General features: G+C 67.8%; 21 protein-coding genes. 5 read left to right on the plus strand and 16 right to left on the minus strand.

Going from position 1 to position 20,449, the window contains the following annotated elements; translation table 11 throughout:
- Positions 1-97: 97 nt before the first annotated feature.
- The 5 genes from KMW22_RS05780 to KMW22_RS05800 form a co-directional block, all read right to left on the minus strand.
- Positions 98-640, minus strand: coding sequence for a 3'-5' exonuclease (locus tag KMW22_RS05780; RefSeq protein WP_221089083.1), 543 nt, complete (start codon positions 638-640; stop codon positions 98-100).
- Positions 641-695: 55 nt separating this feature from the next.
- On the minus strand, positions 696-1,613 hold the full coding sequence (locus KMW22_RS05785; protein ID WP_235692653.1) for a hypothetical protein: 918 nt from the start codon (positions 1,611-1,613) through the stop codon (positions 696-698).
- A gap of 66 nt (positions 1,614-1,679) precedes the next feature.
- Positions 1,680-2,168 carry a gluconokinase gene (locus KMW22_RS05790; RefSeq protein ID WP_221089084.1) on the minus strand — a complete coding sequence of 163 codons (489 nt, stop codon included), beginning with the start codon at positions 2,166-2,168 and terminating at the stop codon, positions 1,680-1,682.
- Positions 2,169-2,203: 35 nt separating this feature from the next.
- On the minus strand, positions 2,204-3,097 hold the full coding sequence (gene uvsE, locus KMW22_RS05795) for a UV DNA damage repair endonuclease UvsE (RefSeq protein WP_221089085.1): 894 nt from the start codon (positions 3,095-3,097) through the stop codon (positions 2,204-2,206).
- The gene (locus tag KMW22_RS05800; RefSeq protein ID WP_328774609.1) at positions 3,094-3,279 is read right to left on the minus strand and encodes a DUF2256 domain-containing protein; all 186 of its coding nucleotides are present in this window, start codon (positions 3,277-3,279) and stop codon (positions 3,094-3,096) included. Before KMW22_RS05800 ends, uvsE begins: the two co-directional genes overlap by 4 nt.
- A gap of 306 nt (positions 3,280-3,585) precedes the next feature.
- On the opposite strand from KMW22_RS05800, the gene KMW22_RS05805 reads away from it, so the two are divergent.
- A complete protein-coding gene (locus KMW22_RS05805) occupies positions 3,586-5,574 on the plus strand; it encodes a carbohydrate binding domain-containing protein (RefSeq protein WP_221089086.1) in 1,989 nt (662 codons plus the stop codon).
- Positions 5,575-5,696: 122 nt separating this feature from the next.
- Here KMW22_RS05805 and KMW22_RS05810 read toward each other — a convergent pair whose 3' ends face one another.
- The 3 genes from KMW22_RS05810 to KMW22_RS05820 all read right to left on the minus strand — a co-directional run bounded on the left by KMW22_RS05810 (position 5,697) and on the right by KMW22_RS05820 (position 8,067).
- The gene (locus KMW22_RS05810; RefSeq protein WP_221089087.1) at positions 5,697-6,785 is read right to left on the minus strand and encodes a 3-deoxy-7-phosphoheptulonate synthase; all 1,089 of its coding nucleotides are present in this window, start codon (positions 6,783-6,785) and stop codon (positions 5,697-5,699) included.
- A 301-nt stretch (positions 6,786-7,086) separates the two neighbouring features.
- Positions 7,087-7,392 (minus strand): hypothetical protein, encoded by a 306-nt coding sequence (locus tag KMW22_RS05815; RefSeq protein WP_221089088.1) that lies wholly within the window; start codon positions 7,390-7,392, stop codon positions 7,087-7,089.
- Positions 7,393-7,422: 30 nt separating this feature from the next.
- Positions 7,423-8,067, minus strand: a complete 645-nt coding sequence (locus tag KMW22_RS05820; RefSeq protein WP_221089089.1) for a TetR/AcrR family transcriptional regulator — start codon at positions 8,065-8,067, stop codon at positions 7,423-7,425.
- A gap of 155 nt (positions 8,068-8,222) precedes the next feature.
- On the opposite strand from KMW22_RS05820, the gene KMW22_RS05825 reads away from it, so the two are divergent.
- Positions 8,223-9,026: an SDR family NAD(P)-dependent oxidoreductase gene (locus KMW22_RS05825; protein ID WP_221089090.1), complete on the plus strand. Its 804-nt coding sequence runs from the start codon at positions 8,223-8,225 to the stop codon at positions 9,024-9,026.
- 302 nt (positions 9,027-9,328) lie between these two features.
- Here the strand turns inward: KMW22_RS05825 and KMW22_RS05830 are convergent, their stop codons facing one another.
- Together KMW22_RS05830 and KMW22_RS05835 are read right to left on the minus strand one after the other, a co-directional pair.
- On the minus strand, positions 9,329-10,573 hold the full coding sequence (locus KMW22_RS05830) for a VanW family protein (protein ID WP_235692654.1): 1,245 nt from the start codon (positions 10,571-10,573) through the stop codon (positions 9,329-9,331).
- A 126-nt stretch (positions 10,574-10,699) separates the two neighbouring features.
- Entirely contained in the window at positions 10,700-11,110 is a 411-nt protein-coding gene (locus tag KMW22_RS05835) for a fasciclin domain-containing protein (protein ID WP_328774610.1), read from the minus strand.
- A 286-nt stretch (positions 11,111-11,396) separates the two neighbouring features.
- On the opposite strand from KMW22_RS05835, the gene era reads away from it, so the two are divergent.
- Entirely contained in the window at positions 11,397-12,317 is a 921-nt protein-coding gene (gene era / locus KMW22_RS05840) for a GTPase Era (RefSeq protein ID WP_221089092.1), read from the plus strand.
- A 109-nt stretch (positions 12,318-12,426) separates the two neighbouring features.
- Here the strand turns inward: era and KMW22_RS05845 are convergent, their stop codons facing one another.
- The 3 genes from KMW22_RS05845 to KMW22_RS05855 are packed head-to-tail and all read right to left on the minus strand — an operon-like array spanning position 12,427 to position 13,822.
- A complete protein-coding gene (locus tag KMW22_RS05845) occupies positions 12,427-12,945 on the minus strand; it encodes a Nudix hydrolase (protein ID WP_221089093.1) in 519 nt (172 codons plus the stop codon).
- Complete coding sequence (locus tag KMW22_RS05850; protein ID WP_221089094.1) at positions 12,945-13,478, minus strand: YfiT family bacillithiol transferase; 534 nt, start codon at positions 13,476-13,478, stop codon at positions 12,945-12,947. Before KMW22_RS05850 ends, KMW22_RS05845 begins: the two co-directional genes overlap by 1 nt.
- Positions 13,475-13,822, minus strand: a complete 348-nt coding sequence (locus tag KMW22_RS05855) for a nucleotide pyrophosphohydrolase (RefSeq protein WP_221089095.1) — start codon at positions 13,820-13,822, stop codon at positions 13,475-13,477. Before KMW22_RS05855 ends, KMW22_RS05850 begins: the two co-directional genes overlap by 4 nt.
- A gap of 421 nt (positions 13,823-14,243) precedes the next feature.
- Here KMW22_RS05855 and KMW22_RS05860 point away from each other — a divergent pair, with 421 nt between their 5' ends.
- Positions 14,244-15,140, plus strand: a complete 897-nt coding sequence (locus KMW22_RS05860) for a hypothetical protein (RefSeq protein WP_221089096.1) — start codon at positions 14,244-14,246, stop codon at positions 15,138-15,140.
- 52 nt (positions 15,141-15,192) lie between these two features.
- On the opposite strand, the gene KMW22_RS05865 is transcribed toward KMW22_RS05860, so the two are convergent.
- Entirely contained in the window at positions 15,193-15,684 is a 492-nt protein-coding gene (locus KMW22_RS05865) for a DUF4384 domain-containing protein (RefSeq protein ID WP_221089097.1), read from the minus strand.
- 152 nt (positions 15,685-15,836) lie between these two features.
- Here KMW22_RS05865 and ftsH point away from each other — a divergent pair, with 152 nt between their 5' ends.
- A complete protein-coding gene (gene ftsH, locus KMW22_RS05870) occupies positions 15,837-17,663 on the plus strand; it encodes an ATP-dependent zinc metalloprotease FtsH (protein WP_221089098.1) in 1,827 nt (608 codons plus the stop codon).
- A gap of 24 nt (positions 17,664-17,687) precedes the next feature.
- Here the strand turns inward: ftsH and KMW22_RS05875 are convergent, their stop codons facing one another.
- Positions 17,688-18,707 (minus strand): phospholipase A2, encoded by a 1,020-nt coding sequence (locus tag KMW22_RS05875; RefSeq protein ID WP_221089099.1) that lies wholly within the window; start codon positions 18,705-18,707, stop codon positions 17,688-17,690.
- Between the two features lie 380 nt (positions 18,708-19,087).
- On the minus strand, positions 19,088-20,272 hold the full coding sequence (locus KMW22_RS05880) for a mechanosensitive ion channel family protein (protein WP_221089100.1): 1,185 nt from the start codon (positions 20,270-20,272) through the stop codon (positions 19,088-19,090).
- Positions 20,273-20,449 lie beyond the last annotated feature (177 nt).

The following is a 20,449-nucleotide window of genomic DNA, read 5'->3' on the forward strand; positions in this document are numbered from 1 at the left end:
AGAGGGAAAAACACGGATCTTCGGGAATTGGAGGAGCATCCGGCTCTGTTCCGGATGTTCCGGAAATGGACGAAATCCGTAGAAGCCTGGGGGGCGGCTAGACCCCCACGCCCAGGCGTTCCATCAGGCGCACGTAGGCCTGGGCGGTCACCTGCACGTCCCCAAAACTGCGGTGGCGGCCCCCCGGGGCAAAGTTCAGGCCCAGGCGGTCGGCCAGGGCGTTCAGGTTGTGGGCGCGTTCCCGGGGAAAGGCGCGGCGCGAGAGCTGCACGGTGCAGTGCTCAGCCGCCGGCTGCCATTCCAGACCGTGGCGGCGGGCATGCACGCGCATAAAGCCCCCGTCAAAGCCTACATTGTGCGCCACCACTGGCCAGCCGTTCACGAAGTCCAGAAACTCCGGCAGCACTTCTTCAGGGGTGGGGGCGCCGCGCACCATCTCGTTGCTGATGCCGTGGACCTTCTCGGCACGCCAGGGAATCAGCAGGGGCTGCCCACCCTCGCCCGTGGGGCGCACCAGGGTCTCGAACTTCTGCGTTTCATCCACCTGGCCGTCCACAATCCGCAGCGCCCCAATTTCCACGATGCCGTCTCGCTCGGGCGATAGGCCAGTGGTTTCCAGGTCGAAGACAACGACGTTCACGCCCTGCAGGGTAGCGCAGGACGTGGGCCACAGGCGGTGTGCAGTAGGACAGTGCTCAGCGCACCAGCAGCGGTTCGTAGGCGGTTTTCACCGCGCCGTTGGCAAAGGTCAGGCGGGCGATGGTGTTCAGGCTGGTCACCCGGCGCCCCGGCACGTCCTTGACGGCGAGGCTGAGGTTGGCGGTAATCGTGCGGCCCTGCTGGGTCAGGCGGGGGTCCAGCGGGCCCGGGGTACGGCCGGGCAGCCACACCTCTTTTTCGGGCAGCAGCTTTTTCACGTACTGGCCGCCCTGCACGTATTCGATTTCGTACTGGAATTCGGCGCGCACCACCGCGCTCTGGGCGCCCTTGGTTTCAATCACGAGGTCACATCGGGCCGCCTGCCCTATTTCCAGGTAGGTGTTGACCCCGCTGGCCGACTTGCAGGAGCGGAAGGCCCAGACGTTCAGCTTGGTGGGGCCGCCCGTCAGGGTGGCGGCGCTGGGGGCCGTGCGGGTCAGGTACGCGCGGTCAGCTTCGATGACAAAGCGGGTGTACGCCGGGTCCCAGTCGCAGTAGATGCGCGAGGTGCGGTCGTCAGGGCTGGTGGCCAGCACACGGTATTCACTGCCGTCCAGCGCGTAGCAGTTGTCCAGGCGGCCCGTGTTGGACACGAAACCCATCGCCAGCTTCTGCACAGCCGCAAAGGTGGAGCGGTCCAGATCAGCGTTCACGTCGTCGTTGTACGAGTGCAGGCTGATGGCCGTAATCCGGCTGCCCGGCTCGCTGGACTCGCGCTGCACCTCCAGCAGCTGGGCGCCGTTGCGCCGCAGTTCGTAGGTCCAGGTGCGCCCCGACTGTTCCAGCAGCGCGCAGCTGTACTGCTGGCAAAACGTGCTGCTGGACACGGCGCTGCCCGTCCCCAGCACACCGGCGGCCCCAGCAGAGGCGGCCAGCAGAAAGGCGGTGGTCGTCGCAAGGCGAAACAGGCTCATGCCCAGAGCATAGAAGGCGCGCCCCGCGTCCACACGCCACTTTGACCACCCCCCTTCAGCGTTTCTTCAGGGCAGCCCCAGCATCGCCAGCGCGCGGTCACGCAGGTCCTCCGGGGTGTCCTCGGGGGCCACACGCAGCGTCAGCACGTCGGTTTCGCTGGGCATGGGGGGCTCCAGGGACTCAAACTGCGAGGGCAGCAGCTCAGGCCCTGCAAAGTGGCCGGCGCGCGCCTGTAGCCGTACGTACACCAACTCGGGCGGCACCTCCAGATAGAGGAAGCGGGTGCCGGGCAGGCGCAGAATGTCGCGGTAGCGGCGCTTCAGGGCCGAACAGGCCAGCACCACTTGCCCGTGCTCACCCAGGGTGCGGCGCAGGGCCAGCAGCCAGGGGCGGCGGTCATCGTCGCTCATGGGGGTGCCGGACGCCATCTGGGCACGCGCCTGCTCCGAGTGGTAGTCGTCGGCGTCCAGAAAGGGCCAGTCCAGGGCCTGGGCCAGGGTGCGGCCCAAGGCGGTCTTGCCACTGCCGATCACCCCCATCACCACCACGCGCATGCCCCAGTCTGAAGGGGAACCCCGGCCGCGCGGCTTTAAGGGGCGTTTAGCTTTTGCAGCGCGGCCAGGGCCTCTTCCTTGCCCTTGGCCTCCACCTCAATCCAGGCCACGTCGGCGTAGGCGCTGGGGACCGCGCTGATCAGGTGGCTGTGGCGGCGATCACCGGGGCCGTCCAGGCCGTTGCTCAGGTGCACCACCTGCCAGTCCGGGGGCCGCCACGTGCGCCGCGCGGCCAGCACCCACTCGCGCACACTGGGGTCTTCCTGGTCCGGCAGCTTCTCGCGCACCACGTGGTGGTGGGCATCGAAAACCAGGGGCGTGCCCGTGGCCTCGCAGATGGGCAGCAAGTCAGCCGGGCCGTAAGCGCGCTCGTCGTTTTCCAGCCCCAGACGCAGGCGCGCGCCGTCTGGCAGGTCGGGAATCACCGCCTTCAACTCGGCGGCGCGCCCCCCCTTGCCGCCGTGCAGCAGCAGTAGATTCCAGGGGCTGCGCGCCAGCCCCAGGCCGTCAAGCACCCGGGCGTGGCTGGCCAGGGCCTGCACGCTGGCGGCGCGGACCTCGGGGCGGTCACTGTTGAGCACAATGAACTGTTCCGGGTGCATCAGCACGCGAATCCCGGCGTCCACAAACGCCTGCCCCGCTTCGCGCAACTGCGGCGCCAGGTGGTCCAGCACCGCCGCGCCGGTGTCATCCCCGGCCAGGTCCAGCATGGGAAAGAGGCTGGAACTCAGGCGGTAGAGCCGGATGCCGCGCGCGGCGCAGAAATCGGCGGCGCGGCGCACGCGGGCGATGTTGTCGGCATAGAGATCCAGCAGCTTGGCCTCGCGCTCGGCGGGGGACAGCAGCTGGTAGCGCGAGAGGGTCACCGTGCGAAAGCGCACCTCTGGCCCCACCGTCATGCACACCAGGCCGTAGGCGGGGCCAGTCATGCGGGCCTCTGCTTGGGTTGCTTGCGGCAGCGGTCAGAGCAGTATTTGACCTGCTCCCAGTCGCGCGCCCATTTGCGGCGCCAGGTGAACGGCAGGCCGCACGCGGCGCAGACCTTGCTGGGCCGCTGACTGGGGGGCCGCCCTTTTCCGAACGAGGCTTGCGTGGCCATTGCGCGCAGCATGCGCCGCACAGTTTGCGGGCGACAGTGCCTGCGCTTGCTGTTTTCTTGGGGTTAGGAGGCGAAAGAGGTGAGAGCTACGAAAACGTATTCACCTCTACGCCTGGACTCAACACCGTTATCAGCAACAACGACAAGCTCCTCTACCCATCCAACCTTGACAGCGCTTTCATAACCTCTTACGCTGCGGCCAAGCAGTCCAATCTTGTCCGGCCCTGGCTTCAGGGCGTCTCTGCACGTCAGAAGGTGCCGTCCTTCTGGTGCTGGCGGCTGCTTTTCCCGCCCCTCGCCCCCTGCCCCGGAGGACCTATGCGCCAGCCTGCCCGCCTGAGTATTCCCCGCCTGACCCTGCCCCTGACCGTGCTGCTGGCGGCCTGCACCCCCACCGCTGCCACCGAGCCCAGCCCTGTCTGGCAGGACGAATTTAGTGGCGCGGCCCTGAGCAGCCAACGCTGGAGCCCGCAGATTGGCAACGGTTTCATGGCGGGCAACGACTACGTATCGGGCTGGGGCAACAACGAGCTGGAATACTACACCGACCGGCCCCAGAACCTGCGCCTGGAGAACGGCGAACTGGTGATCACCGCCCGCAAGGAGACCTTCACCGGGCCCACCGGCAACACCAGCGGCACCTTTGGCTGGACCTCCGGGCGCATTCGCACAGCGGGCAAGTTCAGCCGCACCTACGGCCGCTTTGAGATTCGCGCCAAGTTTCCCCGGGGCAAGGGGCTGTGGCCCGCCATCTGGATGCTGCCGGAAGAGCCCAATCCTTACGGCAGCTGGGGCGCCAGCGGCGAGCTGGACATTGCCGAGGGCTGGGGCAGCAAACCTGGCGAGGTGGCGCAGACCATCCACTACGGCGGCCTGTGGCCCAACAACGTCTATGCGGGCAACACGGTGAAGTACCCCCAGGGCGCCATGGACGACTGGCACGTGTACGCCGTGGAATGGACACCCGGGAAAATCCAGTGGTTTATTGACGGCCAGCTGACCTCCGAGAAGACTGAGTGGTGGAGTGCGGGGGGCACCCCGCCCAGCGGCGACGCTGATCTGCACCCCTGGCCCGCGCCGTTTGACCAGCCGTTCTACCTGCTGCTGAACCTGGCCGTGGGCGGCAACTTCGATGGCAACCCGGACGCCACCACGCCGAGCGCGGCCGAGATGCGGGTGGACTACGTGCGCGTGTACGGCCTGGAAGCGGAAAAACAGCCCGCCGGCCAGCGGCCCAAGATGACCTACCCCTGGACCCCGGTGCCGGCACGCCCCGCGCTGCCCGACGGCAATCTGGTGTACAACCCCAGCTTCGACTGGGCCGACACCGACCCACGCGTCACCCCCGGCGCGCCCCGGCTGGAGGGCGTCAGCGGCTCGGCCTTCTGGACCCTGTTCACCAGCGACGGCAAGGTGACCCTGAGCAGCGACGCCGCTGCAGGCAACGCCCTGAAAGCCGACATCACGGCGCCCGGCAGTGTGAACTACGCCGTGCAGGTGCGCCAGGACGGCCTGAATGTGGAAGCGGGCGGCAAATACGAAGTGAGTTTCGATGTCTGGGCCGCCCAGCCCCGCGCCATGATGGTGAAGGTGGGCGGCGGCCCCGACCGGGGCTACGCGGCCTATTCCGGCGAGCAAACCGTGCAGATAGCAACGACCAAGGCGCGCCGCACCCTGACTTTTGACATGAAAGCCGTGACCGACGCCGCCGCCCGGCTGGAATTCAACCTGGGGAATGCGGGGGCGGGCCCGGTGTGGCTGGACAACGTGGTGGTGAAGCGGGTGGGCAACGCGGCGGGCGCCCGCCCCCCGGCCAGTGACGGCAACCTGCTGTACAACGCGGGCTTTACCCAGAACAGCCCCGCCCACCCCGGCATTACGGGCGTGCCCGGCACCGCCTACTGGAGTACCTGGGAGAGCGGCGCGGGTGGCCTGAGCACCAGCGCCAGCGGCGGCGAGGTGACCCTGAGCGTGGCCCGCGTGGACCCGGCCAACAACTGGCATGTGCAGTTGAACCAGACCGATGTGCCCCTGGTGGCCGGCCAGTCCTACACCCTGACCTTCACCGGCCGCGCCAGCAGCCCGCGTGAGGTGGGCGTGGTGATCGGTGAAAACGGTGGCAGCTACGCCCGCTACCTGGACGCCAAGGCGGCCCTGACCCCCACGGCCACGGGGTTCACGTACACCTTCACCGCCCCCGTGACCAACCCAGCGGCACAGCTGCAGATTCTGGGCGCTGTGGGCCAGCCGGGCGAGAGTTACAGCCTGTCGTTCAAGGACTTCAGGCTGGTGCCGGCGCCGAAGTAGAGGGTGGGGCGGGCAAAGAAGGCGCCAGCCCCGCCCTTTACTTTTAACGCGATCTACCTGACATCACAGCACCGCATGGGGCCACCAGCACGCCAACTGGTGGCCCCTGTCGCGCTTCTCCCCTACCCGCCCACGGCCACCCGGCCCAGCGCGGCGTGGGCTTCCAGCAGCAGGGTCTCGGTCTCGTCCCAGCCCACGCAGGCGTCGGTCACGCTGAGGCCGGGCACCAGGGTGCCCAGATCGGCGGGAATACCCTGTTTGCCGGCCCTGAGGTTGCTCTCGATCATCAGGCCGCGAATGGCCGTCTGGCCGCTTAAGCGCTGGTGCAGCACGTCGCGCCAGACCAAGGCCTGCCGGGTGTGGTCCGAGCAGCTGTTAGCGTGCGAGCAGTCCACCATCACCGCCGGGCTCAGGCCCGCCGCCGCCATCAGTTCGGCGGTCTCTCGCACGAATTGCGGCGCGTAGTTGGGCCCGCCCCGGCCCCCACGCAGAATCACGTGGCCGTCGGGGTTGCCCAGCGTGTGCACGATGCAGCCCCGGCCGTCGTCGTCAATGGTGAAAAAGGCGTGCGGGGCGCGGGCGGCCACAATCGCGTCCACCGCCAGCTTGATGCCGCCGCCCGTGCCGTTCTTGAAGCCCATCGGCGCAGACACCGCGCTCGCCATGACGCGGTGGGTCTGGGACTCGGTGGTGCGGGCGCCCAGGCAGGCCCAGGCCACCGCGTCGAACACGTACTGCGGCGCAAAGGGGTCCAGCAGTTCGGTGGCCACCGGCAACCCCAGTTCGCTCACCTGCACCATCAGGCGCCGGGTGAGTTCCAGGCCCTTGTTGATGTCGTTGGACCCGGTCATATCCGGGTCCAGCAGGTAGCCGCGCCAGCCCACCGTGGTGCGCGGTTTGTCCACGTACACCCGCATCTGCACTTCCAGGCGGTCCCTAACCCGCTCGCGCAGCGCCGAGAGGCGCTCGGCGTAGGCCAGGGCCTGTTCGTGGTCGTGAATGGAACACGGGCCCACCACCACCAGCAGGCGGTCATCCTGCCCATGCACGATCTCCTGGGCGGCGCGGCGCCCCGCCAGCACCGTGCGTTCGGCGGCCGGGGTCAGGGGCCAGCGGGCCTTCAGGGCACGTGGGGTGACCAGCGGGGTAAAGCCGCTGACATTCAGGTTCTCGGTGCGGCCAGGGGCAATGGTGGGCTCGGGGTGGGTCATGGGCAGGTCCTCGCAGGGTGAAAGAAGCATCGCGCCCGGTGGCCTTGGGAGGCTCACCGGGCGGGTGGGAAAAGACAGCGCGCGTCAGGCCCGGTGAGAACCGAACCAATAAAAAAAGGGCGCGCGCGTGGACATGGGCGCAGTCTAGGCGCCCGGCGCGGGCCCTGGGGCCTGCCCGGTCTAGAGAGGACCCCTGTTGCCACCTGGGCGGCGACTGAAACCGGCGGTGTTTGCGGGTCTGGCGTGGGAACGTACCGCTGGCAGGGTTTGGGCCGCGCTCTTCCCAGCAGCCCCAGCCGGTTCAGCCTTCAGCAATCTGGCGCAGCTTTTCCACGCGGGCGGCCAGTTCGTTCAAGTCCAGAGCCTTCAGGGCCTTGACGGTGCGGGTCAGGCCAGCGTCGTCCACGCGGCCCTGGTTCCAGCCCGCGATCAGCATGGCGCAGCCCTGCAGGGCGTCACTCACAGTTTCTTTGTGGAACATGGCGGCGAGGTTCCCGGCCTGGGCGGGGGCCGTCTGCTGGGCCTGGGCCTGCACGTCCAGCACCACCTGCATGAACACCTGATCCAGACGGGCGCGGTCATCGGGGGCAATCGGGGTTCCGGTCATGGGGCGCAGTGTAGTGGGCGCCGGGCCACCCTAGGCACACAGGCCGGTGTACAGGGCGGCCAGGGCTCCCTCCAGCGCGGGCCAGAACGCCACGCACAGCGGCGCCAGGGCGGGCTCACTCAGGGCAGCCTGCACGGCCGGGGCTGGGTCGCCCATGGGGTACAGGCCCGCAACCAGCGCCTGGGTGTAGGTCAGCAGCGCCAGCGCCCGCCCGGCGTCCAGCGCGGGCAGGGCGTGGACCAGGGCCGGCAGCAGGGGCTCCAGGCGCGACAGCAGCCACTGCTTGTGCGCCAGCGCGCCCTCGGGTGTGAGGTTGCGTTCCAGCAGCCCGGCGAGATGCGGCATCAGGCGCGTCAGGTCCGCATGGTCACGCAGCAGCGCCGTGCTCAGGGTGGCCAGCGAGGCGGGGGTGTGGGTGCCCCCCAGCGTCAGGTGCCGCTGCCAATCGGCCAGGAAGTCGCCCAGCAGCGTTTCATAGAGCGCCAGAAAAAGGCTTTCCTTGGTGGGAAAGTACCCGTACAGCGCGGCCTTGGTCAGCCCCAGGCGGGTGGCGACCGCCTGCAGGGTGATGTCTTCGTAGCGGTGGGCCCGCCACAGCGCATGGGCCACCCGCACCATCTCGGCGCGGCGGGCGGCTTTGGCCCCCTCGCTGCGCGCCCGAACAGAAGTCACCATAGGTTAATTGTAGCAGGAGCGGCGTGGCAACGTTCCACTGGTCCGTCCCGAACACCTCTTCGACACCATTGCAGATCCAACCATTGACAAACTAACCCTTGGTTACTAAACTCCTCTTACTTACCCGGAGTTACTTATCCGGCAAGGAGGCCCCTATGACCCCATCTCCCGCCCTCGCCCTTGTGACTGGTGCCAGCAGCGGCATCGGTGAACACCTCGCCCGGCAGCTGGCGGCGCGCGGCGCCCCGCTGGTGCTGGTGGCCCGCAGCGCCGAACGTCTGCAGGCCCTGGCCCAGGAGCTCCAGGCGCGCCACGGTGTGCCCGTACATGTACTGCCCGCCGACCTGGCGCAGCCCGGCGCCGCCGGGCGCCTGACCGATGAACTGCACGCCCGGGGTCTGTACCCCGAGATCCTGGTGAACAACGCGGGCCTGGGCACCTTCGACGAGTTCCTGCAACAGACCCCAGAGGCCATTTCTGGCCTGATCGCCCTGAACATCACCGCGCTGACCGAACTGACGCGGCTGCTGGCGCCGCATATGGTCGCGCAGAGGCGGGGGCGCATTCTGAACGTGGCGAGCACCGCCGCCTTCCAGCCCGGCCCGCTGATGGCCGCTTACTACGCCAGCAAAGCCTATGTGCTGAGCCTCAGCGAGGCCCTAAACGAAGAATTCCGCGCCCACGGCGTGAGCGTGACGGCGCTGTGCCCGGGGCCAGTGGAAACCGGCTTCCAGGCGGCCAGCGGCCTGGGCCGCAGCCAGTTGCTTCAGGGCCCGGTGCGCCTGGCCATGCTGAGCGCCGAGCAGGTGGCCCGCGCAGGCATTGAGGCCATGCTGCGCGGACAGGCCGTGGTGATTCCCGGCCGGATCAACCAGTTGCAGATTGCGGCCCTGCGTCTACTGCCGCGCGCCGTGGTGCCGCCCATGATCCGCCGCCTGCAGGCCCAGCGCCACGCCTGAGAGCGGTCTTCCGTTCCGTTGAAGGGGTGCTTGCCTCCCCTCAACGCCACGCCAACCGCTGTCTCTTGCGGTCACTCGCGCCGCTCGCCCCACATGACCTGCAGGGTTCACCTTCAGGTCATTGGTGACTGCTCTGAGAGCGGCGGCCCCTTCCACCCTGGAGCCAGAGGTCGCCCCTCGATTCGGCCCACACCACTGTCTTTTGCGCACACGCACGTCGTTCGCCGCAGGATGATCCCAGGGCCGCTCTGCATGCGGCGGGTAGCACAGAACCCGGCGCGCCCCAGAGACGGGCTTGCCCTTCAGCGCCGGGCCCGGGGGTCACCAGGGGCCACGGCGAACACGCCGCCCCAGGCCCGGTAACTGCTGCGAATCACGTCGGTGCGGCGCGTGCCCCCCGGCCACAGGACCTGCCGGACCACCTTGGCCTGTGCCCCAGGCGCAGGCATGTCCACGCGGCGCACCTCGTCCGGCGCCATCGCCGGGTCCACCATGTAGGTGGGGGCCGGCGCCGCCGCCACGCCACTGACCTGCACCGGCGCCAACTGCACCCGGCGACCATCCGGGCGGGCGAACAGGTGAACAGAGAGCTGTTCCCGGGCCACATCCCACTCGGTCTGCACCAGGACCACGCTGCGAAAATCGTTGCGCCATCGCAGGTTCTTGCTGGGGGCATAGACGGCGGCGTCCTGCCCGGGGTCGCCGTAATAGCCCACCTGATACGAATGGGCGTGCCGCTCTGTAATAGGGACGCCCGAGCGCAGCGCGGCGCGGAAGACGGTGGTGCTCACCTGACAGAGCCCGCCGCCGTCCTCCAGCGCCAGGGTCCGCCCCGTGACCACGTAGCCGGGCCTGAAGCCAGTACGGGCGGCCACCAGCCCCACCAGGGCATTGAAATTGAAGGTGGCGCCCGCCGCAAGCCACGTTCCCTGCAGGCGCGCGGCACCCACACGGATGTTGTGCACCCGGAACTCCGGGCTGCCCGCAAAGGAGGATGTGCCGGTGGCGACATGCTGCAGGCCCTGCGCCTGTGCCCAGCGCACGCTGCGCGCTGGGGCCCGCAACTTGACCGGCAGGCGCGCGCCATCCTGCCCCGCCCGCAGGGCATCCAGCACCGCTCCATCGGCCGCTCGGCGGTCCAGCGTCCAGCCGGTGACGGCCTCGCCCACCCACCCCTGCGCGGTCCGGCGAAAGCGAATGTCACGGGGCACCCGCGCCTCTATACGGGCATAGGCGCGGTCCAGGGCCTGTCTCAGGCCGGTTAGGTTGCCCCCCTGCCGGGCGGCCATCACGTCCTGGGCGCGTAGCGGCAGGGTAACTGAGCGGTGCAGCAGTGGCCGCTGCAGCTGAGGGCCAACCAGCTGGGGCTCAGGCACACTCCAGCGCAGGGTGAGGGTGGCCGGCGCGGCCGGGCGGGACGCGGCAGCCACCTGAACCGGGACGGGCGGGTTCGGTTCCGCCCGGGGTGGTGCCGGCGGGGCCAGCAGGCTCCCCAGCACCACGCCGCCCAGGGCCAGCAATGAGACAACGTGCACAACAGGCTTCATGGGGGTCACCAGGGGGGTGGATGAGGGCGTGTGGACGGGACGGCGGGAGGCCACAGAACGCCTCACAGCGCGGCGGCCAGGAGCCCTGCCCCCAGCCGCCACGTCCCAATCCAGGGCCTGTGCCGCTCAGGGCATCAGAACCGTGTCCACCACATGAATGATGCCGTTGCTGGCGCGAATATCGGCGCGCGTCACGGTGGCGTCGTTGATCATCACCATGTTGCCCGAGGTGCTGATGTTCAGGCTGGCGCCGTTGACTGTCTTGGCCGAGCTGAGGCCCGTCACCTGCGCGGCTGTCACGCGACCGGGCACGACGTGGTACAGCAGCAGGGCCCGCAGGCGCTCGCGGTCATTGAGCAGGGCGTTCAGGTCTGCAGCGGGCACCTTGGCAAAGGCTGCGTTGGTGGGCGCAAAGACCGTGAAGGGCCCGGCGCTGTTCAGCGTGTCCACCAGCCCCGCCGCCTGAACCGCGCTGAGCAGCGTGCTGAAGTTGGGATCATTCGACACGATGGCGGCAATCGTATTGCCACGCGGCACAGCACTTCCCCCACCCGCCACAACCATTCCCGGCAACATCAACGCAACAAGCATGGCCAACTTCTTCATAGGAAGCCTCCTTAAAGAAACCTGCGTTTTTAAATGACAGACCGCATCTGAACCACAGAGGACGCTCCTCTTGGTTGATATCAAACTAAATGCCAAGCAGGACTCATACGGTACCAGCGCGCACAAAGAGAAATTGACTGTTCTTTAAATGGAGTGTGCGGCTACAGTTCGGCGCTCACGGTCAGGTGGGGCCCAAAAGTGAGACAATTGGTCTGTGATGACGGACCCCTCCCTGACCTCCGGCGAGCAAACCCACTCTGGCTTCGTGGCCATCGTGGGCAAGCCCAACGTCGGCAAAAGCACCCTGCTCAACGCCTTTCTGGGCACCAAGGTGGCCCCCACCAGTCCCCGGCCCCAGACCACCCGCCGGGGCGTGCGCGGCATTCACACCAGTGGCGAGCGCCAGATCGTGTTCGTGGACACGCCGGGCCTTCACAAGCCCAAAGACGCCCTGGGCAAGTACATGAACCACGAGGTGCACTCCGCCCTGGCCGATGTGGACGCCGTGGTCTGGGTGGTGGACCTGCGTCACCCCCCCACCGACGAGGACCAGTTGGTGGCGCGGCAGGTGCGCGACCTGCCCAAGCCCCTGTTTCTGGTGGGCAACAAGACCGACGCCGCCAAATACCCCGACGAAGCCATGAAGCTCTACCGCGCGCTGCTGGAGGGCCGGGACGCCGAAACCAGCGAAACCATGCTGAGCGCCCAGAACAACCCGAACGCCGTGGCCACCCTGCGCGAGCAGCTGCTGGACGTGCTGCCCGAAAACCCCTTCTTCTTCCCGCAGGGGGCCGCCAGCGACCAGAGCCGCGAGATGTGGGCCGCCGAGATCATCCGCGAAGAGGCCATGAAAAAGCTGCGCGACGAACTGCCCTACGCGGTGGCCACCCGGGTCAACCGCTGGACCGAACGTGAGGACGGCCTGCAGCGCATTGAGGGCGAGATCGTGGTGGAGAAGAATGCCCACAAGGGCATGGTGATCGGCGCGGGCGGCAAGCAGCTGCGCGAGATTGGCCAGGCGGCGAGGAAGCAGCTGGAGGTCTTCCTGAGCCGCAAGGTGTTCCTGGGCCTGGAAGTGATCGTGATTCCCGGCTGGCGCGAGGACGAAGAAGCCCTGCGCGAACTGGGCTACGAGTAAGAGGCTGTGGGCTTTGGGCCATGAGCCCTGAGGTCAAAGAAAGCGCCCCACTGTCGGGGCGCTTTTTTCTGTCCGTGTTTGGTCGAGGGGCTGGCACTCGACTTTCTTTTCAGGGCCCGGGCCTGGAAGCCGCGCTGCATCCGCCGGAAAACTGGGCCCCAGGGCTCATGGCCCCTTCCCTCAAGGCATCCTCGTAAAACAGTTTCGTGTGGTACATGCGAATCTGCCCGGCGTCGTACAGGGCCGCAAAGTCGGCCTGGGACACGCAGCGCACCTCGGCCACCTCATCACCCAGCACCGGGCGGAAGGTGGAGTCGGGCAACGCCTCGGCCAGCCAGGCATGGCGCAGCACGGGCACGCCGTCGGGAAAGCGGCCCAGGTACGCGGCCAGGAACTTCAGCAGGCGCACCCGGACCCCGGCTTCTTCCCAGGCTTCACGCACCGCCGTATCCTGCGGATTTTCGCCGTCCTCGACTGTGCCGCTGGGGATGTGCCACAGCCCGGCCTTCTGCCGCTGCCCAGGTACGCCCTGTTCGCGCACCAGCAGAATGTCGCCCGCGCCATTCAGGATCACCACCCCCGCCGCGCGGTGGGAGACCGGCGTGTGCAACTCTGGGCCAAACTGCATTACCAGCCTTCCCGCCCGCGCAGCCCGGTAATGTGGGCCACGTGGTGCTGGCCGTGCCACGCATACATGGCCAGCAGCGTATCGAGCGTGTAGGTGCGCCCCTGCGCCGGGTGGGTCCAGGGGCGGGCCCAGATGGCTGCGTCCTCCAGCGGCGTGCCTTCCAGCACGGCCACAAGGCGCGTGTGCAAGGCGTCCAGTAGGTTCAGGCTGACTTCCGGCGGCAGGCGACTGTCGGGCAGGTCGGCCCACAGGCCTTCCTCGTAGGGCTTGACCGACGGGTTGTCTTCGGTCAGCGCCAGTTTCACCCGGGCAAAGGCATTCAGGTGGCTGTCGGCCACATGGTGGACCACCTGCCGCACCGTCCAGCCCCCGGGGCGGTAAGGGGTATCCAGCTGGGGCCCGGTGAGCCCGCTGACGGCAGCGCGCAGGGCCTCTGGCAGGGTCCGCAGGGCCTGCAGAGCGGCGGCCCGTTCCTCTGGGGTCAGGTGCAGCGGCGTGGGCATGGGGCCCAAGGGGTAACGGAGGTCGGTCATGGCTGGGCTCCCTCTTTGCTGGCTCCCTCTTTTCTGGTCCAGCGGTCTGCGTCCCGGCCCTCCACCTTGGCCATCATGCGCTCAAAACCCCGTTCCAGGCTCAGGCCGCGCTCGTTGGCCATGCACAGCATCACGAACAGCAGGTCCGCCAGTTCCATTTCCAGGTCGCCCCGGTCCTCGCCGGGCTTGGGGGTCTTGCCGTGGTCGTGGGCGATCACGCGGGCAATCTCGCCGGTTTCTTCGGTCAGGCGCGCCAGCATCAGCAGCGGCGGAAAGTACCCCTCCTTGAACTGCGAGATATACGCGTCCACCCGCTCCCGGGCCTCCTCGAAGGTCAGACTCATGGCCGTCAGCATACTGGCGGGATGTTCAAGCTTTCGCTCTCCCAGACCATGCGCGGCGGAGCAGCGTAATGTTGGGGGGAGCCACCGTCAATCCGGCGGCAGACTTGTATCGTGGCCGCCGGCGGCCTTCCAGACACGCGCTTGTGTTCTCAACGGCTTCTGGACCATGCTAAAGCGGTTGACAAAAGAACCCCTCACCCCTCGCTGCGCGAGGCCCTCTCCCACGAGGGGAGAGGGTCAAGAACCAACATCTTCTTTATGTCAACTGCTCTAACGTTCCTGGACCCGCTGGCCGTCTGTTCTACCAGCGCCATTCATGCTGGGCAAGCTCTCCTTCTTCAGTGGCCCGGCCATCCGGCTCAGCCGCCGCTCCGCCAGAAGACCGACGTATCTTGAGGTGTCCACCCCGCAGCATGGGCGCATGTCGGCCTTCTCTCCCCTGTTCAGCGCGGGCCCGCCTGTGTGGAATGTGGCGCGTCCAGCCGAACTGGGACCGCTGGACCCCGCACCACCCGATGTACAGGGCAACCTTGCCGCCCTGCGCGGCGCCTTGGCCGGAGTCCTGACAGCAGCGAGCGGGCACGATCTGGTCTTTGTGGGCCGCTCGCCCGAACCGCTGCGGGCCTATCTGGGCGGGCTACTGGCCGGGGTGGCGGTGCCCTGGGACACACGGGGCCTGAATGTCTCGCTGCTGCATACCGAACTGGACGCCGCCCAGCAGGTCGCCCTGCGGCCTCTGCTGGGGGCGGCCGGCCTGAATCCATGGGTCCTGGCACAGCAGGATCGCCGCGTGGCCCTGGTGGATGTGGTGGCCTCGGGGGGCACCTTTGCTGAACTGCATGGCGCGCTACGGGTCTGGGGCACGGCACAGGGGCTGCCCACGCAGAGCGTGGTGCGGCGTGTCCGGCTGCTGGGGTTGGAATGCTCTGGGCCGGCCCGCCCGGGCGCCGCACACTGGTCGAATCAGTCGGGCCTGCGTGGATTACAGACCCGCAGCATCCTGACCGATCCAGCGCTGTGGCGGTGGCTGGCGTGGTACGAATCGGTCAAGGTGGCCCCGCGCTGGCCCCCAGACGCCTGGAGCACCGCGCCTGACTACCTGCCCGAACGCACTGCAGAGCGCCTTCAGGCCCTGGCACAGGCCCGCGCACTTTATGTGCTGGGCACACAACACACCGAACGCGAGGCCATGGTGGCGGCCCTGAACCGCGCCGGGGGGCAACACGTCCAGGCCATTCGTGCCCTGGTGCAGGTGTGGCGCAGCACCCGCCAGCGACCGGTACGGCGCCGCCATGGACGCCTGCCCTCGCCCCGTTAGAGCGCCAGCAGAAGGGGCGGCCCCAACTTGGAGGGCCGCCCCTGGGACTTGGTTAGCGAATGTACAGGTAGGTTTCCTGCACGTCGCGGTCAGCGGCGTTGTAGGGCTGCAGGTAGGCGTCGCTCTCGGCGTTCCAGCGGCCATTGTCGTAGGTGCCGCGCAGCACAAGGTCGGTGGTGGGGCGCACGCGGGTAAAGATGGCGCGGATGCGCTGCAGACCACGGGGCTCGGCCACGTTGAAGGTCACGCCGTCGCTGGCCCGGGGGAAGGTGGTGGTGCCCGCCTGCACATAGGCGTTGCGCACCAGCACGCTGGCATTGCCGTTGCTCTGCAGGGCCAGCAGGGTCACGTACCCGGGGGCGCGGGTGGAAATGCTCACACGCACGGCCTCGCCCACCGCGTAGGTGCTGCCCTCGCCCCGGTCCGGGCGCAGGCTGGTGATCAGGTTGCTGCCCGAGCCTTGCAGGCCCACGTTGGGGCGAACGGTGACGGTACAGGCGCTGAGGCCAAGGGCCAGCGAGCCGAGCAGAAATGCAGTGCGCATAACAAACAGCATAGGGAGCGGACCTGACGGAAAGCTGAGGCCCGGCTCAGGGCCGCCTGCGGCTTGCCAGTCGGCCAAGCACCCAGGCGCCCCCGCCGCCACAATGTGGGACAGGAAAAGACCGTGCTGGGCTACGCGGCGTAGCATGAACCATGCGCCGCGCCGCCTGCCTGCTGACCCTGCTTCTGCTGAGCCCGGCCCTGGCCCAGGGGCCTGCCAGTCCGGCCCCGGGCAGCGAGCCCTACACCACCAACCGCTTTTTTGCCGACCTGCAGGCCGGGCAGGTCTCGCGCGTGGTGCTCAGCAGCGCGGGGCAGGCCACCGTCACGCTGAGCGGCCCCAGCGGCCCACAGGTCAAATCCCTGCTGGTGCCCCCAGACGGCGCGACCCTGAACCGCATCCGGCGCGCCGGGGTGCCGCTGCAGGTGACTCCGGCGGGCAGTGGGCTGGCCTGGGTGGCGCAGGTGCTGCCGCTGGTCCTCACGGCCCTGATTCTGGTGGTGCTGTGGCGCTCCATGCGTGCAGGAAGCAGCGGCAACAGCGCGGCCAGTTTTGGGCGGTCAAAGGCGTCGGTAATTGGGGAGGGGCAGATCAAGCTGACCTTCGCCGACGTCGCCGGCTGCGACGAGGCCAAAACCGACCTGCAGGAAGTGGTGGACTTCCTACGCCAGCCCGAGCGCTACCACCAGCTCGGCGCCCGCATCCCCCACGGCGTCCTCCTCGTCGGCCCCCCCGGCTCCGGCAAAACCCTGCTCGCCAAAGCCGTCGCTGGCGAAGCTCGGGTGCCGTACTTCTCGATCTCCGGCTCCGACTTCGTCGAGATGTTCGTCGGTGTCGGTGCCGCCCGCGTCCGCGATCTGTTTGAGCAGGCCCGCAAGTCGGCCCCCTGCATCGTCTTCATTGACGAGATCGACGCCGTGGGCCGCAAGCGCGGTCTGGGCTTCCAGGGCGGCAACGACGAACGCGAACAGACCCTCAATCAATTGCTGGTCGAAATGGACGGCTTTGGCAGTGGACAGGAGGTGATCATCCTGGCCGCCACCAACCGCCCCGATGTGCTGGACGCCGCCCTGCTGCGTCCAGGACGCTTTGACCGACAGGTGGTGGTGGACGCGCCGGATGTGCGGGGCCGGGAGATGATCCTGCGCATTCATGCCCGCAAGAAACCATTGGATGCCGGGGTGGACCTGGGGGTGATCGCCCGGCGCACGGCGGGGATGGTGGGGGCGGATCTGGAGAACCTGCTCAATGAGGCGGCGCTGCTGGCGGCGCGGTCGGGGCGGGGGCGGATCACGATGCGGGATGTGGACGAGGCGCGTGACCGGGTGCTGATGGGCCCGGAGCGGCGCTCGCTGGTGGTGCGCGAAGCCGACCGCAAGGTCACCGCCTACCATGAGGTCGGTCATGCCTTGGCCGCTCAACTGCTGCCCCATGCCAACCGGGTAGCCAAGCTGACCGTGGTGCCCCGGGGCCGCGCGGCGGGCTACATGATGCCGGACGCCGACGACCGCCTGCACGTCACCCGCCCTGCCCTGGAGGACATGCTGGCCGTGGCCCTGGCAGGCCGCGCGGCCGAGGACGTGGTGTTCGGGGACGTGACCACGGGCGCGCAGAACGACTTTCAGCAGGCCACCGGCTTAGCACGCCGCATGGTCACCGAGTGGGGCATGAGTGCGCGCATTGGCAAGGTGGCGCTCGCCAGCGACCAGGGTGATTACCTGGGCGGGGGTCCCCAGCCCCTGCCCATGAGTGAGGCCACCGCCTTTGCCGTGGACGAGGAGGTGCGCGCCCTGCTGGACGCCGCCTACGCCCGCGCCGTGGCCCTGGTGCGCGAGCACCTGCCCCGCGTGCACGAGATCGTGACGGTGCTGCTGGCCCGTGAAACCCTGAGCGGCGAGGAATTTACTGCGCTGCTCCAGGGCCATGCGCTGGAGCACCTGCCCCCTGCAGCGCCCGCTCCCGCCAGCCTGCCGGGGTGAGGTCGCAGGGGCAGGGCCTGGCCCTTAAGGGGTGGGAGCTGGAGCGCTGTCTGCGAGGCGGAATGACCAGTGCTGGTAACCATTGGCCCGGTTGCTGGGGGTGACCGTCAGGGCGCTGACCGAACCCGTCAGGCTGCCGCCCCCGGTGAAGGTGTCGAAATTGCGTGGGCCGCTCTGCGCCCGGCTGGCTTTCCAGCGCACCTGCGGGTTATTTGCGTCGCAGGGGGCCAGGATCACGCGCGCACCCGGACCCTGCGACGCGAACAGCGACCAGCTCAGGCACTGGAGATTCTCGCGGTTGCGCAGCATGAAGACTTCCTTGTACTGGTCTGTTCCTGGCAGGAACAGGCGCTCCCACTGCTGCAGGCGGTTGGCCACGTTGCAGGTGGCCATCACCGGGGGCTGCCCAGGGACCGTGCTGTCAATGCACTTGCCGGTGGGTTCGTTGCGCGTCAGCAGGTAGCGGATGGGCGGGGGCGGGCTGGGTTCAGCCGGGCCCTCTTCCGGCGGTTGGGGCAGCTGCTCCAGGGTGATCTCCAGCAGCGGGTTCTGGGCCACCTGGAAGTACCGCTCGCCGCCCAGCCGCACAGCACCGTAAAACACTTCGGCGGCCAGCAGGCACTTCGCCTTGTCAATCGGATTAAAGGCATTGCAGATCACGCGCATGTGTTCCAGCATCTGATCGTCAATGATCTTGCGGTAGTTTTCGTTGTGCAGCCCTGGATAGAACTTCACGTTGCGGTACCCGAAATCATGCTGTACGCAGGCCGGATGGAAGACGAGGCTCCATACCGTCGGCAGGGGCGAGCTGCACCCGTCTGCGGTCCAGTCGAACAGCGGAAAGGCCGCCTTGAGGGCCGGAAGATCGGCCGTAAAGGTGTTGGAAACCACGATGGTGTTGTAGGTGTTCTGTGGATAAGGGGCCGGCGGCGCCGCCTGAGTTTCAAGCGGCTGAAGACCCGAGGGGGGGGTGGCCGTGCCGCAGGCCGCCAGGGTCAGCAGCAGGGTGAGCGGGAGAATGGGCAAGGGAGAACGGGTCTTCATAGCAACCTCACTTCGAAGGCGAATCCGCCGTCTGCGGCTTCGGGAAGGAGACTAGGAGCCCGGCTGGGACAGTCCGGGAACAGGCGCCGGACAAGGCAGGAACAAAGCTGGTGCGCTGGGTTCCAGTACTGGAGCACGCCCCGGGACAGAGCGCCGCGTGAAGGCCGCTTCCTGAGGCGTTATACGGGTTTCCTCTGTTTCGCCGACATATGGGTCAAGAGCCGATGTGCCGGCTCCACGCCCGGAGGGCCCTGCTTCTCCTGCTCGCACCTGAATCGCTGGAACAAGCGCGCACCAACCACTTCACCGCAGGCTTTATGCCGTGGCATCGGCCAGCATTTCCCCTGCCGCCGTGGACCACTGTTCTAGCGGCGGCGGGTCTACTGAAGTTCGTTGTCTTCCGGGTCGCGGGTTTCGGCGGGCTTGACGGGGGCGTGGGTGCGGTCCTGGCCGGCGCGGGTGTCGCCGCGCAGGTCCTCACGGGTCAATTTGATTTCAATGGGGGCGCCGCCAAAATTCAGGCTGCGCTGCGGGAAGGGAATCTCAATGCCCGCCTCGTCCATGGCGATCTTGATCCGGCGGTTGAACTCGCGGCCAATGGCGTACTGGCTCTTGGGCTGCACCTTGAACAGCGCGCGCAGGGTCACGCCGTCGGGCGCCAGTTGCGTGACGCCCTGCACCTCCGGGGCCTCCAGAAAGAAGCCCTTCCATTCCTCGGACTCGTACAGCTCGGTGCTGACCGCTTCCAGCACGCGCAGGGCGTCGTCAATATTGGCGTTGTAGGTCACGTCCACGGTGGCCACCACCCGCGACCAGTCCTTGCTGCTCACGCTGACAGTCTGAATCTGGCCGTTGGGCACGATGTGCACGGTGCCGTCCAAGGCGCGCAGGGCAGTCACGCGCAGGTTCAGACGCTCCACCGTGCCGGTAATCAGCCCGGTGTTGACCGTGATCACATCACCCACGCCGTACTGGTCTTCCAGCAGGATAAAAAAGCCGTTGAACACGTCCTTGATCAGGCTCTGGGCCCCAAAGCCTACCGCCAGCCCCAGCACCGAGACCCCGGCCAGCAAGCTGGTGGCGTTCACGCCCAGCGCTTGCAGGGCGGCAATCAGGCCGATGACGACCACCACCACCCGCAGCGTGCTTTCCACCACGCCTTTGAGGGTCTGCACGCGCACGGTCCGGCGGTTGAATTCCTCGTCGGGCACGATGCGGCCGGTCAGCGCCCCGATCAGGTTCCAGGCAATCAGGGCCAGGGCCAGCACCACGAGCAGCTGCCCAGCGGTGTGGCGAAACCCGCTGGTGATCTCGCGGCCCAGCTCGAACAGCACCGGCACACTGGGCAGGTACGCCACAAAGGTGGCCACCGCCAGCCACCCCACGGCGACCCCCAGCCCCCACGCAACCCGCAGCACCGGGCGCAGCGAGGTCGGCACATGCGGCTCCAGAGCGCGGATCAGCGTGCGGCCAAAACGGTAGATGGCGTAGGCAGCCAGGGCCGTTAGCGCGAGGCCCAGCCAGACCTGGGGTTTCGTGAATTGAATGCTCAGTTCAGCCAGCATGACGATCACCTTAATACGGATTCCGATTGAGTCGTTTGCTGAAACGACTCAATTCGAGCGAAGCGAGCAGGAAAAAACGGGTTCCGGGCGTGGAGTTTGCCACTCGGTTCTCTCCCGAGTGGCAGACGAAACAGACGGAATCCGTTGGGGCGTGGCCCCTTGGTTTCATGAACGGAA

It is taken from the genome of Deinococcus aquaedulcis, from assembly GCF_019693445.1.
Taxonomy (GTDB): domain Bacteria; phylum Deinococcota; class Deinococci; order Deinococcales; family Deinococcaceae; genus Deinococcus; species Deinococcus aquaedulcis.

Coding starts and splice junctions, on each gene's coding strand:
- KMW22_RS05800 (WP_328774609.1), bottom strand. CDS start 3,279: ATGCTGCGCGCAATGGCCACGCAAGCCTCGTTCGGAAAAGGGCGGCCC.
- KMW22_RS05860 (WP_221089096.1), top strand. CDS start 14,244: ATGTCGGCCTTCTCTCCCCTGTTCAGCGCGGGCCCGCCTGTGTGGAAT.
- KMW22_RS05805 (WP_221089086.1), top strand. CDS start 3,586: ATGCGCCAGCCTGCCCGCCTGAGTATTCCCCGCCTGACCCTGCCCCTG.
- KMW22_RS05875 (WP_221089099.1), bottom strand. CDS start 18,707: ATGAAGACCCGTTCTCCCTTGCCCATTCTCCCGCTCACCCTGCTGCTG.
- KMW22_RS05855 (WP_221089095.1), bottom strand. CDS start 13,822: ATGAGTCTGACCTTCGAGGAGGCCCGGGAGCGGGTGGACGCGTATATC.
- KMW22_RS05845 (WP_221089093.1), bottom strand. CDS start 12,945: ATGCAGTTTGGCCCAGAGTTGCACACGCCGGTCTCCCACCGCGCGGCG.
- KMW22_RS05825 (WP_221089090.1), top strand. CDS start 8,223: ATGACCCCATCTCCCGCCCTCGCCCTTGTGACTGGTGCCAGCAGCGGC.
- KMW22_RS05865 (WP_221089097.1), bottom strand. CDS start 15,684: ATGCGCACTGCATTTCTGCTCGGCTCGCTGGCCCTTGGCCTCAGCGCC.
- KMW22_RS05785 (WP_235692653.1), bottom strand. CDS start 1,613: ATGAGCCTGTTTCGCCTTGCGACGACCACCGCCTTTCTGCTGGCCGCC.
- KMW22_RS05820 (WP_221089089.1), bottom strand. CDS start 8,067: ATGGTGACTTCTGTTCGGGCGCGCAGCGAGGGGGCCAAAGCCGCCCGC.
- KMW22_RS05815 (WP_221089088.1), bottom strand. CDS start 7,392: ATGACCGGAACCCCGATTGCCCCCGATGACCGCGCCCGTCTGGATCAG.
- era (WP_221089092.1), top strand. CDS start 11,397: ATGACGGACCCCTCCCTGACCTCCGGCGAGCAAACCCACTCTGGCTTC.
- KMW22_RS05810 (WP_221089087.1), bottom strand. CDS start 6,785: ATGACCCACCCCGAGCCCACCATTGCCCCTGGCCGCACCGAGAACCTG.
- ftsH (WP_221089098.1), top strand. CDS start 15,837: ATGCGCCGCGCCGCCTGCCTGCTGACCCTGCTTCTGCTGAGCCCGGCC.
- KMW22_RS05830 (WP_235692654.1), bottom strand. CDS start 10,573: ATGAAGCCTGTTGTGCACGTTGTCTCATTGCTGGCCCTGGGCGGCGTG.
- KMW22_RS05880 (WP_221089100.1), bottom strand. CDS start 20,272: ATGCTGGCTGAACTGAGCATTCAATTCACGAAACCCCAGGTCTGGCTG.
- KMW22_RS05850 (WP_221089094.1), bottom strand. CDS start 13,478: ATGACCGACCTCCGTTACCCCTTGGGCCCCATGCCCACGCCGCTGCAC.
- uvsE (WP_221089085.1), bottom strand. CDS start 3,097: ATGACTGGCCCCGCCTACGGCCTGGTGTGCATGACGGTGGGGCCAGAG.
- KMW22_RS05790 (WP_221089084.1), bottom strand. CDS start 2,168: ATGCGCGTGGTGGTGATGGGGGTGATCGGCAGTGGCAAGACCGCCTTG.